General features: G+C 71.8%; 12 protein-coding genes. 5 read left to right on the top strand and 7 right to left on the bottom strand.

From position 1 onward, the window contains the following. Window positions 1–133 precede the first annotated feature (133 nt). From OG393_RS17830 to OG393_RS17820, 3 genes are all read left to right on the top strand, one after another. Window positions 134–985, top strand: coding sequence for a DUF3558 domain-containing protein (locus tag OG393_RS17830; protein WP_327375649.1), 852 nt, complete (start codon window positions 134–136; stop codon window positions 983–985). A 96-nt stretch (window positions 986–1,081) separates the two neighbouring features. After that, window positions 1,082–1,810 carry a DUF3558 domain-containing protein gene (locus OG393_RS17825; RefSeq protein WP_327375648.1) on the top strand — a complete coding sequence of 243 codons (729 nt, stop codon included), beginning with the start codon at window positions 1,082–1,084 and terminating at the stop codon, window positions 1,808–1,810. Between the two features lie 131 nt (window positions 1,811–1,941). Continuing rightward, window positions 1,942–3,279, top strand: a complete 1,338-nt coding sequence (locus tag OG393_RS17820) for a DUF2637 domain-containing protein (RefSeq protein WP_327375647.1) — start codon at window positions 1,942–1,944, stop codon at window positions 3,277–3,279. A gap of 100 nt (window positions 3,280–3,379) precedes the next feature. On the opposite strand, the gene lysS is transcribed toward OG393_RS17820, so the two are convergent. Next, on the bottom strand, window positions 3,380–5,104 hold the full coding sequence (gene lysS, locus OG393_RS17815) for a lysine--tRNA ligase (RefSeq protein ID WP_327375646.1): 1,725 nt from the start codon (window positions 5,102–5,104) through the stop codon (window positions 3,380–3,382). 200 nt (window positions 5,105–5,304) lie between these two features. Between lysS and argS the strand changes: the two genes are divergently transcribed. Continuing rightward, window positions 5,305–7,074 carry an arginine--tRNA ligase gene (gene argS / locus OG393_RS17810; protein ID WP_327375645.1) on the top strand — a complete coding sequence of 590 codons (1,770 nt, stop codon included), beginning with the start codon at window positions 5,305–5,307 and terminating at the stop codon, window positions 7,072–7,074. 140 nt (window positions 7,075–7,214) lie between these two features. Here the strand turns inward: argS and OG393_RS17805 are convergent, their stop codons facing one another. Further along, the gene (locus OG393_RS17805) at window positions 7,215–7,484 is read right to left on the bottom strand and encodes a DUF1876 domain-containing protein (RefSeq protein ID WP_327375644.1); all 270 of its coding nucleotides are present in this window, start codon (window positions 7,482–7,484) and stop codon (window positions 7,215–7,217) included. Window positions 7,485–7,643: 159 nt separating this feature from the next. Between OG393_RS17805 and OG393_RS17800 the strand changes: the two genes are divergently transcribed. Continuing rightward, window positions 7,644–8,249, top strand: coding sequence for a hypothetical protein (locus OG393_RS17800; RefSeq protein ID WP_327375643.1), 606 nt, complete (start codon window positions 7,644–7,646; stop codon window positions 8,247–8,249). On the opposite strand, the gene hemB is transcribed toward OG393_RS17800, so the two are convergent. The 5 genes from hemB to OG393_RS17775 all read right to left on the bottom strand — a co-directional run bounded on the left by hemB (window position 8,233) and on the right by OG393_RS17775 (window position 14,166). After that, window positions 8,233–9,234, bottom strand: a complete 1,002-nt coding sequence (gene hemB / locus OG393_RS17795; protein WP_327375642.1) for a porphobilinogen synthase — start codon at window positions 9,232–9,234, stop codon at window positions 8,233–8,235. The genes OG393_RS17800 and hemB overlap by 17 nt on opposite strands. 144 nt (window positions 9,235–9,378) lie before the next feature. Next, window positions 9,379–11,049 carry a uroporphyrinogen-III synthase gene (locus OG393_RS17790; protein ID WP_327375641.1) on the bottom strand — a complete coding sequence of 557 codons (1,671 nt, stop codon included), beginning with the start codon at window positions 11,047–11,049 and terminating at the stop codon, window positions 9,379–9,381. Continuing rightward, the gene (gene hemC, locus OG393_RS17785) at window positions 11,046–12,032 is read right to left on the bottom strand and encodes a hydroxymethylbilane synthase (RefSeq protein ID WP_327375640.1); all 987 of its coding nucleotides are present in this window, start codon (window positions 12,030–12,032) and stop codon (window positions 11,046–11,048) included. The genes OG393_RS17790 and hemC overlap by 4 nt, the downstream gene beginning before the upstream one ends. Beyond that, window positions 12,029–13,399, bottom strand: a complete 1,371-nt coding sequence (locus tag OG393_RS17780; protein WP_327375639.1) for a glutamyl-tRNA reductase — start codon at window positions 13,397–13,399, stop codon at window positions 12,029–12,031. Before OG393_RS17780 ends, hemC begins: the two co-directional genes overlap by 4 nt. Then, window positions 13,396–14,166: a redox-sensing transcriptional repressor Rex gene (locus OG393_RS17775; protein WP_327375638.1), complete on the bottom strand. Its 771-nt coding sequence runs from the start codon at window positions 14,164–14,166 to the stop codon at window positions 13,396–13,398. The genes OG393_RS17780 and OG393_RS17775 overlap by 4 nt, the downstream gene beginning before the upstream one ends. Window positions 14,167–14,226 lie beyond the last annotated feature (60 nt).

Genomic DNA, 14,226 nt, shown 5'->3' with positions numbered 1-14,226 from the left:
CCGTACACGTGACGACCGACCGGCAGCCACGGCGGCGCGTGCGATACACATTGTGTCCAGCGGCCGACGTCCGGCGGCAATCGGTTTTTCGGGGGAGTCCTCGGCGGAAGCCGGGAGAAGGGAGCCTGCGAGCGTGCAGCGACAGGCGTACGTACCCGGTCTGACAGCGGTCTCGGCGGTGCTCGCCCTGGGGCTCACCGGATGCTCCTCCGGCAGCGGAACCGACGTCACGACGACGGACTCCAAGGCCGGGCCCGCAGCCCCGGTCGCCCAGCCCGGCCGCTACCGCACCCTCTTCGAACCGTGCGGTTCCGTGTCCCGGGCCGCGCTCCAGGACCTGCTCCCCGGCGCCGCCGAACTGCCCGACCAGGAACGCGACAAGGCGTACCGCGGCACCGCCTCCGTCACGTACGACAGCGACCGCCGCGTGGGCTGCTCCTGGAAGGCCGACACGCCCGACGCCTCGCACCGGCTGGCCCTCGACATCGAGCGGGTCGTCTCGTACGACCCCGCCGTCAGCGACGACGTCCGCGCACAGGAGGTGTTCGCCCGCAAGCAGGCCGCGGCGAACCTCCCGCAGGCCCAGCGGTCCCCCGGCGCCCCGGTCTCCCCGGAGGGCTCGGGCTCCCCGCGGACGCCGCGGCCCCCGGACGGGTCCGCCACCCCGCCGCCCGGCCACACCACCGCGCCCCAGCCCCCTTCGGGCACGGTCGCCCCGCCCCAGGCCCCTGCCCCGACGACCGGCCTGGAGCCGCGCACCCTCGACGGCCTCGGCGAGGTCGCCTTCCTCGACGACACGCTCACCACCGACGCCTCCAACGGCCGACGCCGCACCGTGAGCGTGGTCTTCCGCACATCCAACGTGATCGTGACGGTCGAGTACCTGGCCCAGACGGCCGGTGCGACCGACGCCCCCGACAGCGCGGAGCTGCAGGAAAAGGCCCGGAACCTGGCCCGCCTGCTGGTCGACCGGCTGGAGGAGTAGCCGCCCCGGCCCGCTTCGTGAGCGCGGCCCGACCCCGTACCGTGTCGGCGTACCGTGGCCGCCGGCCGGACCGTACGACAAGTGACTGAAGGAACCATGCACCGATCAGCCTCGCGACTCACCCGCATACTCGCCTGCGCAGCCGTCCCGGTGATGCTCGTCGTCGCCGGCTGCTCCTCGGACTCGGACGGCGAGGGTTCCGGGGCGTCGCCGGACAAGGGCAAGGCCGCCGCCTCCGCCACTCCTCTGCCCACGCAGTCGACGAGGACGGTCGAACCGGCCAAGTTCGCGAAGCTCCCCGACGTGTGCAAGACGGTCTCCGCCAAGACCACCGCCGCCCTGGTGCCCAAGGCGAAGGCGAAGAACGGCACGCAGGCCACCTCCAGCGACACCTCGAGCCGCGGCGGCTGCTCGTGGAACGGTCTCCAGGACAAGGGCACGAAGGGGTCCCAGTACCGCTGGCTCGACGTGTCCCTCTACCGCTACGAATCCGACGCCTCACTCGGCAGCGGCCAGGAGCGCGCGCAGCAGAACCTCGCCAAGGAGGTCGCGAAGCTGGAGGCGACCGAGGGCGCCAAGAAGGTGCGCACCACCGACGCCCCCGGCATCGGGGACGAGGCGCAGACCGTCGCCTACGACCTGCGCAAGACGGACGAGGACTTCAAGTACGCCTCCGTCGTGGCGCGCACCGGCAACGTCCTGGTCCTGCTCACCTACAACGGCACCGGCTACGCGGGCGCTTCCACCCCCGGCGACGACGCCTTCATGGACAGCGCGGTGAAGGCCGCCAAGGAGGCCGTCGCGGCGGTCGCCGCCGCCAACTAGAGCGGTCATCCGGTACGAAAAACACCGAAAACGCCACAGAGATGCGGAGCCTGTCCCTCCCCCGGAGGCCGGGCTTCGCACGCGTGTGCCACGCTGTGCCCGCTGGATGTCCATGACGGGAGGGGGCGCGGGTGGCCGCGGTGCAGCTGACACGCACGCACAAGATACTGGTCGGCTTGGTCGTCGCCGGTGCGGTGATCATCGCCGGGATCGGTTTCGCGGGTTCGTACGCCGCCGTGCGCGAGCTCGCCGTCGAGAAGGGCTTCGGCGACTTCTCGTACTTCTTCCCCATCGGCATCGACGCCGGCATCTGCGTGCTGCTCGCGCTGGACCTGCTGCTGACGTGGGTCCGGATCCCGTTCCCGCTGCTCCGCCAGACGGCGTGGGTGCTGACGGCGGCGACGATCGCCTTCAACGGCGCCGCCGCCTGGCCGGACCCGCTCGGCGTCGGCATGCACGCGGTGATCCCGGTCCTGTTCGTGGTCGCGGTGGAGGCGGCCCGGCACGCCGTGGGCCGGATCGCGGACATCACGGCCGACAAGCACATGGAGGGCGTCCGCCTCACCCGTTGGCTGCTGTCTCCGATACCCACCTTCCGGCTGTGGCGCCGGATGAAGCTGTGGGAGCTGCGCTCCTACGAGCAGGTGATCAAGCTGGAGCAGGACCGGCTGATCTACCAGGCGCGGCTTCAGGCCCGCTTCGGCCGCGCCTGGCGCCGCAAGGCGCCGGTGGAGGCGCTGATGCCGCTGCGACTGGCGAAGTACGGCGTCCCGCTCGCGGAGACGGCGGCGGCCGGACTCGCCGCGGCGGGCGTGGAGCCGGCACTGCTGCCCCCGCAGCCCGCACCGCCCGAGCCCGCGTCGGCTCTCGCGGGCCGGCAGGGCCTGCCCCAGGGCCTCCAGGCCCAGCCGTTGAACGCCGCCCAGCCGCCCCGGCACCTCCAGGCCGCCGTCCAGGACCTGCCGCCGGGCAGTGTGGCGATCCAGGGCCAGGCACCCGCCCCGGTCCAGGGCCGGGACCCGCAGGGCCAGGCCGAGGACCCGCAACTGCCGCCGAACCACGACAGCCCGTGGTTCCAGGCGCAACAGCTGCCGCCCGAGGCGCACGAGGGCGCCTTCGACCCCCAGTACGTGGAGGGCCTGGAGCCCACACCGGTCGCGGTGCCGCAGGGCCCGGAGGACCTGCCCGTCCCGGGGTCGCGTCAGGAGCGGGGACCCGGGCGGTTCGAGGCGTACCCGGAGTACGTCGAGCCGGAGCCGCCGGCCGACGACTTCTCCGAGGCCGCCTACAAGGCCATGTGGGACTACGTCGAGGAGCGTCAGGACTTCCCGAACGCCGAGCAGCTCGACATATGGCTGAGTGACATGTACGGGGTCAAGCACCCGCGCAGCGCGTCGATCCTGCGGGAGCTGACGCCCCAGTTGCGCCACCGTATCGAGCAGGAGATGGCGGAGAACCACATCCCGTAGGGGCTGTCCGCCACCCGCCAGGCTCTCCGACACGGAATGAAGCCCCCGCCCGGACCCGAGAGGCCCGGACGGGGGCTTTTCCCCGCCTGAACGCGCCGGCCTAGGCGCCGAGCAGCTTGCGCACGCGCTCGGCGCCGACGGCGAGCAGCAGCGTGGGCAGACGCGGACCCGTCTCACGGCTCACCAGGAGCCGGTAGAGCAGGGCGAAGAACGCGCGCTGGGCGGCCTTCAGTTCCGGGGTGGGCTTGGCGGCGGGGTCGAGCCCGGCCATGACCTTCGGGACACCGTAGACAAGCGTGGTCAGGCCGTCGAGCGACCAGTGGGTGTCCAGGCCCGCCAGGAGCAGGCGCAGCGACTCGCGTCCCTCGTCGTCGAGGGAGCCGAGGAGCTCGGCGTCCGCCTCGTCGCGGACGATCGTGCGCTGGTCGGCGGGAACCTGGGTGGTGATCCAGTTCTCGGCGCGGTCGAGCCGGGGCCGGCACTCGTCCAGGGCGGTGACCGGGTTGTCCGGGTCCAGTTCGGTCAGGATCCGCAGGGTCTGCTCGTCGTTCCCGCCGGTGATGTCCATGACCGACGCCAGCGTCCGGTACGGCAGCGGGCGCGTGGTGCGCGGCAGTTCACCGGCGGCCGTGCGGGCCGCGCGGGCGTACGCGGCGGCGTCGGCGGGAAGCACCGTGCCGTCCTGGACCCTGGCCTCCAGCTTGTCCCACTCGTCGTAGAGCCGCTGGATCTCCTGGTCGAAGGCGATCTTGAAGGACTGGTTGGGCTTGCGGCGCGCGTACAGCCAGCGCAGCAGCGGCGCCTCCATGATCTTCAGCGCGTCGGCCGGGGTGGGCACCCCGCCGCGCGACGAGGACATCTTGGCCATGCCGCTGATGCCGACGAAGGCGTACATCGGGCCGATCGGCTGCACGCCGTCGAAGACCTGCCGCACGATCTGGCCGCCGACGACGAAGGACGAGCCGGGCGAGGAGTGGTCGACGCCGGAGGGCTCGAAGACGACGCCCTCGTACGCCCAGCGCATCGGCCAGTCGACCTTCCAGACCAGCTTGCCGCGGTTGAACTCGCTCAGCTTGACGGTCTCGGCGAAACCGCAGGCCGCGCAGGTGTAGGCCAGTTCCGTGGTGTCGTCGTCGTAGGACGCGACGGTGGTCAGGTCCTTCTCGCACCGCCCGCAGTAGGGCTTGTACGGGAAGTAGCCGCCGGTGCCGCCGGAGCCGTCGTCCTCGCTCGCCGCGCCCGAGCCCTCCTCCGCCTCCAGCTCCGCCTCGTCGACCGGCTTCTGCGACTTCTTCGCCGGGGACTTCTTGGTCCGGTACTGGTCGAGGATCGCGTCGATGTCCCCGCGGTGCCGCATCGCGTGCAGGATCTGCTCGCGGTAGACGCCCGCCGTGTACTGCTCGGTCTGGCTGATCGGGTCGTACTCGACGCCGAGTTCGGCCAGTGCCTCGACCATGGCGGCCTTGAAGTGCTCGGCCCAGTTCGGGTGTGCCGAACCGGCCGGGGCGGGGACGGAGGTCAGCGGCTTGCCGATGTGCTCGGCCCAGGACTCGTCCACGCCCTCGACGCCGTTCGGCACCTTGCGGAACCGGTCGTAGTCGTCCCAGGAGATCAGGTGCCGGACCTCGCGCCCACGGCGCCGGACCTCGTCGGCGACCAGGTGCGGGGTCATGACCTCGCGGAGGTTGCCCAGGTGGATGGGCCCGGAGGGGGAGAGCCCGGAGGCGACGACGACCGGTTTGCCAGGCGCACGTCGCTCCGACTCGGCGATGACCTCGTCCGCGAAACGGGAGACCCAGTCGGTCTCGGTGCTGCTCTGAGCCACGGTCGGTACGTCCTCTTCCTGAATTCTCTCGGAGCCTTACAGCCTTACGCCGGCCATTCTCCCAGACGACGGGACCCGCTCCGGGGTTGTCCACAGCCGGGGAAAAGACGTTGCTCTCCCATGGGACACTTGACAAGCGAAATTCAGCCCACCGGAACCACCCACAGGAACCGGCACACCACCGACAGGAACGGAAGCTCATGGCCTCGGTCCCTTCCCTCGCTTCGACCGTGCAGCAGCGCCTCGCGGAGGGTCTCTCGGCAGCCCTGCCGGAGGCCGGGTCCGCCGACCCGCTGCTGCGACGAAGCGACCGGGCCGACTTCCAGGCCAACGGCATCCTGGCCCTCGCCAAGCGATTCAAGGGCAACCCGCGTGAGCTGGCGACGCGGGTCGTCGACGGCATCCCGGCGAACGACGTGCTGAAGGAGATCGAGGTCTCCGGCCCCGGCTTCCTGAACATCACGGTCACCGACGAGGCGATCGTGCGGACCCTCGCCGCCCGCGCGGCCGACGAGCGCCTCGGCGTGCCGTTCGCCGAGACCGCCGGCACCACGGTCATCGACTACGCGCAGCCCAACGTCGCCAAGGAGATGCACGTCGGCCACCTGCGGTCCGCCGTGATCGGCGCCGCGATGGTCGAGATCCTCGAGTTCACCGGCGAGAAGGTCGTCCGGCGCCACCACATCGGCGACTGGGGCACCCAGTTCGGCATGCTCATCCAGTACCTGATCGAGCACCCGCACGAGCTGGACCACGGCTCGCGGGAAGAGGTCTCCGGCGAGGAGGCCATGTCCAGCCTGAACCGGCTCTACAAGGCCTCGCGCGCGCTCTTCGACTCCGACGAGGAGTTCAAGACCCGGGCGCGGGCCCGGGTGGTCGACCTCCAGGCCGGCGACCCGGAGACGCTGGCACTGTGGCAGCGGTTCGTGGACGAGTCGAAGATCTACTTCTACTCGGTCTTCGACAAGCTCGACATGGACGTCCGGGACCCCGACGTCGTCGGCGAGTCCGGCTACAACGACATGCTCGCGGAGACCTGCCGGATTCTGGAGGAGTCCGGGGTCGCGGTCCGCTCCGAGGGCGCGCTGTGCGTCTTCTTCGACGACGTCAAGGGCCCCGACGGCAACCCGACCCCGCTCATCGTCCAGAAGTCCGACGGCGGCTTCGGGTACGCGGCGACCGACCTGTCCGCCATCCGTGACCGGGTACGGAACCTCGGGGCCACGACCCTGCTGTACGTCGTCGACGCCCGCCAGTCCCTGCACTTCAAGATGGTCTTCGAGACCGCGCGCCGGGCCGGCTGGCTGAACGACGAGGTCAAGGCCGTGCAGCTGGCCTTCGGCACGGTGCTCGGCAAGGACGGCAAGCCGTTCAAGACCCGTGAGGGCGAGACGGTCAGGCTGGTCGACCTGCTGGACGAGGCCGTGGACCGGGCGACCGCCGTCGTCCGCGAGAAGGCCGAGAAGGTGGGCCTGAGCGAGACGGAGATCCTGGAGAACGGCCGGTACGTGGGCATCGGAGCGGTGAAGTACGCCGACCTGTCGACCTCCGCCGCGCGCGACTACAAGTTCGACCTGGACCAGATGGTCTCGCTCAACGGCGACACCTCGGTCTACCTCCAGTACGCGTACGCGCGGATCAGGTCGATCTTCGGCAAGGCGGGCGACCGTGCGCCGCTCGCCCACCCGGAGCTCGCGCTGGCGCCGGCGGAGCGCGCCCTCGGACTCCACCTGGACACCTTCGGCGAGCTGGTCCACGAGGCGGCGGCGGACCACGCCCCGCACAAGCTGGCGGCGTACCTCTACCAGCTGGCGTCGCTCTACACGACGTTCTACGACCAGTGCCCGGTCATCAAGCCCGAGCCGCCGAAGGACGTCGCGGAGAACCGCCTCTTCCTGTGCGACCTGACCGCCCGCACCCTCCACCAGGGCATGGCCCTGCTGGGCATCCGGACCCCCGAGCGTCTCTGACGTCGACGGAGGACGTTCCGGCTTCGGAGGACGTTCCGGCTTCCCCCTTGTCCCGCCTCCGGTCCCGGCACCCGGAACCGGAGCGGGACTGACCGGGGCCCGTGCCCCCAGCGCGGCGGCCCGGTCGGCAGCGAGTGCGGTCAGTGCAGGGGATGTGACATCCGGCCCGACGCCTCGTCGATCTCCGTGTGCGCCTTCTGGAGCAGTTGCGAGGCGAGATCCATCAGCGCGCGCGCTCCCGCTATCTCCTCGCCCACCCGGAGCTGCTCCGGGTCGGAGGGGTGGCGGTGCGCGCTGCCGCGGGCGCGGAACTCGGTGCCGTCACCCAGCCGCACCAGGGCAGCCGCCTGCGTGCGGCTGCCTTCTTCCTTGAATTCCATGTCGACGTGCCATCCGACGAGTGTCTCCATGAGGACCACCTCCAGCGGTACTACCAGGGTGCGCCGCTCCGTCGCTCCCCACCAACCGGTGCGCGACGGAGCGGCGGACGGACGAACGGGACGAGCAGGGTGGTCACCTTCCGTCAAACCGCTTGCACGGAAAGCATCGGACCCCCGAAACTGTTAGTCATGACTAACGTTTTAGTGGAATCGCTCGGCTTCCCCGAGTTCGGCCGCCCGGACGCCGGGCTCGTCCTGATCTCGGAATGGCGCGTGGAGGACGCCGCGCACCAGCGCGCGGTCATCGACGGAGTCGTCGACGCCTGGGCCGAGGCGCCGCTGCCGGAGGCGTTCCTCTCCCGGTACTGTCTGGCGGGCTCGGACGGCCGCACGATCCTCAACGTCGCCCACTGGACGAGCGCGGAGGCCCATCTGGCGTTCTCCGCGGATCCCGTGAACCAGCGGTCCCTCGGCTCGGCGATCGGCTCTCTCATCACCGCCGGCCCGCCCGGCCGCTACACCTTCGACCGGGTGTCCGTGCTGCGGGAAGGGCGCCCGCGCGGCCTCAGCACCAGCCCGTTGGACGGCGGCACCGAAGGCGGAGTCCTCGCCCGGTACCACCACCGCGGCGAGGACGGCAGGCTCGCGCACGTCCTGACGGCGCACGACGACGACGGGGACGGAACCGTCCTGAGGTTCCGCCCCCGTCGGGGTCTGCTGCGGCCCGTCGCGCGGGACGACCGGGGCGAGTCGCTGCCGGGCGCCGCGCGTGATGCCGTCAGACCTCGCGGCTGAGCCGCCGCGCGGCCTCCGTCGCCCAGTAGGTCAGGATCATCCGTGCTCCCGCGCGCCTGATTCCGGTCAGCGTCTCGAGGACGGCCTTGTCGCGGTCGATCCAGCCCTTCTCGGCCGCCGCCTCCACCATCGCGTACTCTCCGCTGATCTGGTAGGCCGCGACCGGCACGTCCACCGCATCGGCGACCTTGGCCAGCACGTCGAGGTACGGTCCGGCGGGCTTCACCATGACCATGTCGGCGCCCTCCTGGAGGTCCAGCGCCAGCTCCCGCAGGGACTCCCGCAGGTTCGCGGGGTCCTGCTGGTAGGTCTTGCGGTCCCCGGTGAGCGAGGAGCCCACGGCCTCGCGGAAGGGGCCGTAGAAGGCCGAGGAGTACTTCGCCGTGTACGCGAGGATCGACACGTCCTCCTTGCCGATGGTGTCCAGCGCGTCGCGGATCACCCCGACCTGGCCGTCCATCATCCCGGAGGGGCCCACCACGTGGACGCCGGCGTCCGCCTGGACCTGGGCCATCTCGGCGTACCGTTCCAGCGTGGCGTCGTTGTCGACGCGGCCGTTCCCGTCCAGGACCCCGCAGTGCCCGTGGTCGGTGTACTCGTCGAGACAGAGGTCCGACATCACGACCAGGTCCTCGCCGACCTCGGCCCGGACGTCGCGGATCGCGACCTGGAGAATCCCGTCCGGGTCGGTACCCGCCGAGCCGGCCGCGTCCTTCTTCGCGTCCTCCGGCACGCCGAACAGCATGATCCCGGAGACCCCGGCCTCCACCGCCTCCACGGCGGCCTTCCGCAGCGTGTCCCGGGTGTGCTGCACGACCCCCGGCATCGCGGCGATCGGCACGGGTTCGGCGATGCCCTCCCGCACGAACGCGGGAAGGATCAGATCGGCCGCGCTCAGGCGCGTCTCGGCCACCATCCGCCGCATGGCGGGAGTCGTCCGCAGCCGCCTCGGCCGCGCCCCGGGAAAGGATCCGTACGAGTTCATACGCCCGAGGCTACGCCCGTGCGAACGGTGTACTTACCGACACCGTGTTGCCCCGGCGGCGGCGACCGTCACCGGAACGCGGGACGGCGCCCCGCGGACGCGGCGCGGGACCCCGACGGGGTCCCGCGCCGCGTGCGTCGGGTGCTACGTGGTCCGGCGCCTGCGCGACCCGGGCCTGCGCTCGCTCGGTCGCGTCACCGGGTCCCCGGCCTCCAGCGCCGCCTCCCGGCGCCGGGCACCGAAGTCGGCCAGCGCCTCGGCGAGCTTGTGCACGGACGGCTCCGGCGACAGCACGTCGACCCGCAGCCCGTGCTCCTCGGCCGTCTTGGCCGTCGCCGGCCCGATACAGGCGATGACGGTGACGTTGTGCGGCTTGCCCGCGATGCCCACCAGATTCCGCACGGTGGACGAGGACGTGAAGAGCACCGCGTCGAAACCGCCGCCCTTGATCGCCTCACGCGTGTCCGCGGGCGGCGGCGACGCCCGGACGGTCCGGTAGGCGGTCACGTCGTCGACCTCCCACCCGAGTTCGATCAGGCCCGCGACCAGGGTCTCCGTCGCGATGTCCGCCCGCGGCAGGAAGACCCGGTCGATCGGGTCGAAGACCGGGTCGTAGGGCGGCCAGTCCTCCAGGAGGCCCGCGGCGGACTGCTCGCCGCTCGGCACCAGGTCCGGCTTCACGCCGAAGTCGACCAGCGCCGCGGCCGTCTGTTCGCCCACCGCCGCGACCTTGATCCCGGCGAAGGCCCGTGCGTCGAGCCCGTACTCCTCGAACTTCTCCCGCACCGCCTTCACCGCGTTGACCGACGTGAAGGCGATCCACTCGTACCGGCCGGTCACCAGGCCCTTGACGGCACGTTCCATCTGCTGCGGTGTCCGCGGCGGCTCGACGGCGATCGTCGGCACCTCGTGCGGCACGGCACCGTAACTGCGCAACTGGTCGGAGAGCGACGCGGCCTGCTCCTTGGTGCGCGGCACGAGCACCCGCCAGCCGAACAGCGGCTTCGACTCGAACCACGCCAGCTGGTCGCGCTGCGCCGGGGCACTGCGCTCGCCGACCACGGCTATGACATGCCGGTGGCCCTCCGGCGAGGGGAGCACCTTGCCCTGCTTGAAGACCTGCGCGATCGTGCCGAGCGTCGCGGTCCAGGTCCGCTGCCGGGTCGTCGTGCCGCCGACGGTCACGGTGAGCGGGGTGTCCGGCTTACGGCCGGCCGCCACCAGCTCTCCGGCCGCCGCGGCCACCGCGTCCAGCGAGGTGGAGACGACCACGGTCCCGTCCGAGGCGCCGACCTCGCTCCAGCAGCGGTCGTCGGCGGTCCGGGCGTCCACGAAACGTACGTCGGTGCCCTGCGCGTCCCGCAGCGGCACACCGGCGTACGCGGGCACGCCCACCGCCGCGGCGACCCCGGGCACGACCTCGAAGGGAATGCCCTCCGCGGCGCAGGCGAGCATCTCCCGGCCCGCGTCCCCGTCGAGACCGGGGTCGCCGGTCACCGCGCGCACGACCCGCTTGCCGCCCCGCGCGGCCTCCATGACAAGATTGGTCGCATCCCTCAACACGGGGACACCGGCGGTTGTTGACGCCTCGTCGACAATCGTCAACTCAGGCGTGCTCACGCCCGTGCGGGCATGGCAGCGGACGACCTCGAGCACCTCCGGTTCGGCGATCAGGACATCCGCTCCGGCCAGGGCCTCGACGGCCCTGAGCGTAAGGAGTCCGGGATCGCCCGGTCCGGCACCGAGGAAGGTGACGCTCCCATGGCCGGGGAAGGCCGAGGGCACATGGCTGGTGGTGGGGCTGGTGGGGCTCAAAGTGCTCGCTCCCCCATAAGACCGGCCGCACCCTTGGCGAGCATCTCGTCCGCGAGTTCGCGTCCGAGCGCCATCGCCTCGTCGTGCGACGCGGGTACGGGTCCGGTGGTGGACAGCTGCACCAGCGTCGAGCCGTCGGTGGTGCCGACGACGCCGCGCAGGCGCATTTCGGTGACAATCTGCCCGCGGCCGGAATCCTCGGCCGGCAGGTCGGCCAACGCACCCACGGGTGCGGAGCAGCCGGCCTCCAAGGCGGCGAGCAGGGAACGCTCGGCGGTCACGGCGGCCCGGGTGTGCGGGTCGTCGAGTCCGGCGAGCAGGGCGACGAGGCCGGCGTCGGACGCCGCGCACTCGATCGCCAGTGCCCCCTGGCCGGGGGCGGGCAGGACGGAGTCGACCGACAGGAAGTCGAGCGACAGGGAGCCGGTGAGCTCCTCCGTGTTGCCGATGCGGTGGAGGCCGGCCGCGGCGAGGACCACCGCGTCCAGCTCGCCCTTGTGCACGTATCCGACGCGGGTGTCGATGTTCCCGCGGATCGGCACGGTCTCGATGGTCAGCCCGTTGCTGCGCGCGTAGGCGTTCAGCTGGGCCGTGCGGCGCGGCGAACCGGTGCCGATCCGCGCGCCCTTCGGCAGCCGGTCCAGCGTCAGCCCCTCGCGCGCGATCAGCACGTCACGCGGGTCCTCGCGCCGCGGGATCGCGGCGAGGGACAGCCCGGGGTGCAGCGCGGTCGGCAGGTCCTTCAGTGAGTGGACGGCGAAGTCCACCTCACCGGCCAGGAGCGCGTCGCGCAGCGCGGCGACGAACACACCGGTGCCGCCGATCTGTGCGAGGTGCTCCCGGGAGGTGTCCCCGTACGTCGTGATCTCCACGAGCTCGACGGGTCGGCCGGTCAGCTGCCGGACGGCGTCGGCCACCTGTCCGGACTGGGCCATGGCGAGCTTGCTGCGCCTGGTCCCGAGCCTCAGTGCCCTCTCGGTCATACTCGCCCTCGGTTCTTGACGTCGGCGTCATTCAGGTCGGCCCGGGAGACGGAGGCGACCGTCTCCGGGTCGAGGTCGAAGAGTGTCCGCAGCGCGTCGGCGTACCCGGCACCGCCGGGCTCGCTGGCCAGCTGCTTGACCCGCACGGTCGGCGCGTGCAGGAGTTTGTCGACCACCCGGCGCACGGTCTGGGTGATCTCGGCGCGCTGCCTGTCGTCGAGGTCGGGCAGCCGGCCCTCCAGCCGGGCCACCTCTCCGGCGACGAGGTCGGCGGCCATGGTGCGCAGGGCGACCACGGTCGGCGTGATGTGCGCGGCGCGCTGGGCGGCGCCGAAGGCGGCCACCTCGTCGGAGACGATGGACCGGACCTGGTCCACATCGGCGGCCATCGGGGCGTCGGCGGACGCCTCTGCCAGCGACTCGATGTCGACGAGCCGCACGCCCGGCGTACGGTGCACGGCGGCGTCGATGTCACGGGGCATGGCGAGGTCGAGCAGTGCCAGGGGGGCCGTGCGGCCCCGCATGGCGGTCTCGACGGACTCGGCGGTCAGCACGAGTCCGGTCGCTCCGGTGCAGGAGATCACGATGTCGGCACGTGTCAGTTCGTCGCCGAGGTCCGCCATGCCGGCCGCGCGAGCGGCCGTGCCGGCGCCTCTGCCGAGGACGGCACCGGGTTCGGTGAGGATCTGCGCGAGGCGCTCGGCGCGGGCCTCGGTCCGGTTGGCGACGGCGATCTCGGCGACACCGGCGCGCGCGAGCGTCGCGGCGGCCAGCGAGGACATCGAGCCGGCGCCGATGACCAGCGCCCGCTTGCCCCGGGCCCAGGCGTCGACGTCGGCGCCCCCGGCGAGCTGCTCCAGGCCGAAGGTGACGAGCGACTGCCCGGCGCGGTCGATCCCGGTCTCGCTGTGGGCGCGCTTGCCGACGCGCAGGGCCTGCTGGAACAGGTCGTTGAGGAGCCGGCCGGCGGTGTGCAGCTCCTGGCCGAGCGCGAGGGCGTCCTTGATCTGGGCGAGGACCTGGCCCTCCCCGACGACCATCGAGTCCAGTCCGCAGGCCACCGAGAACAGGTGGTGGACGGCCCGGTCCTCGTAGTGGACGTAGAGGTAGGGGGTCAGCTCTTCCAGCCCGACTCCGCTGTGCTGCGCGAGGAGCGTGGACAGCTCGGCGACACCGGCGTGGAACTTGTCCACGTCGGCGTAGAGCTCGATGCGGTTGCAGGTGGCCAGGACGGCGCCCTCGGCGGCCGGTTCGGCGGCGAGGGTGTCCTGCAGGAGCTTGGCCCGGGTGTCCCCGGTGAGCGAGGCCCGCTCCAGGACGCTGACCGGAGCGCTGCGGTGACTGAGGCCGACGACGAGGAGGCTCATGCCGGCATCACGGCGGGGATGTCCCCGTCGGGTCCCTTGCGGCTCGCCGCGGCGGCCTCGCCTCGCGTGGCGGGGGGTACGGCGGCCTCGGCCGCGCCGCTTTCCTCGCCGGCCTTGCGCTGCTCGTGGAAGGCCAGGATCTGCAGCTCGATGGAGAGGTCGACCTTGCGCACGTCCACGCCTTCGGGCACGGAGAGCACGGTCGGGGCGAAGTTCAGGATGGAGGTGACACCGGCGGCGACGAGACGGTCGCAGACCGGCTGGGCGGCGCCCGCCGGGGTGGCGATGACGCCGATGGAGACGCCGTTGTCCTCGATGATCTTCTCGAGTTCGTCGCTGTGCTGCACCGGGATGCCGGCGACCGGCTTGCCCGCCATGGCGGGGTCGGCGTCGATCAGCGCGGCGACTCGGAAGCCGCGGGAGGCGAACCCGCCGTAATTGGCGAGGGCCGCGCCGAGGTTGCCGATACCGACGATGACGACGGGCCAGTCCTGCGTCAGACCGAGCTCGCGGGAGATCTGGTACACGAGGTACTCGACGTCGTAGCCGACGCCGCGCGTACCGTACGAGCCCAGGTAGCTGAAGTCCTTGCGCAGCTTGGCGGAGTTGACCCCCGCGGCGGCTGCGAGTTCCTCGGAGGAGACCGTGGGTACGGAGCGCTCCGACAGTGCGGTGAGCGCACGCAGATACAGCGGAAGCCGGGCGACGGTGGCCTCGGGAATTCCTCGGCTGCGGGTCGCCGGTCGGTGAGTTCGGCCAGTTGCCACGGTGCTCCTGCGGGATGAGCGGGGCTGTAGGCGGCCAGATGTCCCAGGACCGCCCCGTCC

The sequence above is a fragment of the Streptomyces sp. NBC_01216 genome, from assembly GCF_035994945.1.
In the GTDB taxonomy this organism is placed as follows: domain Bacteria; phylum Actinomycetota; class Actinomycetes; order Streptomycetales; family Streptomycetaceae; genus Streptomyces.
The sequence above is the reverse complement of the archived record's forward strand: the minus strand, read 5'-3'. Positions and strand labels throughout refer to the sequence as shown.

Bases quoted from the DNA above. Each gene is read 5' to 3' on its own strand.
- OG393_RS17825 (WP_327375648.1), top strand. From the start codon at position 1,082: ATGCACCGATCAGCCTCGCGACTCACCCGCATACTCGCCTGCGCAGCC.
- argS (WP_327375645.1), top strand. From the start codon at position 5,305: ATGGCCTCGGTCCCTTCCCTCGCTTCGACCGTGCAGCAGCGCCTCGCG.
- OG393_RS17805 (WP_327375644.1), bottom strand. From the start codon at position 7,484: ATGGAGACACTCGTCGGATGGCACGTCGACATGGAATTCAAGGAAGAA.
- OG393_RS17800 (WP_327375643.1), top strand. From the start codon at position 7,644: ATGACTAACGTTTTAGTGGAATCGCTCGGCTTCCCCGAGTTCGGCCGC.
- hemB (WP_327375642.1), bottom strand. From the start codon at position 9,234: ATGAACTCGTACGGATCCTTTCCCGGGGCGCGGCCGAGGCGGCTGCGG.
- hemC (WP_327375640.1), bottom strand. From the start codon at position 12,032: ATGACCGAGAGGGCACTGAGGCTCGGGACCAGGCGCAGCAAGCTCGCC.
- OG393_RS17780 (WP_327375639.1), bottom strand. From the start codon at position 13,399: ATGAGCCTCCTCGTCGTCGGCCTCAGTCACCGCAGCGCTCCGGTCAGC.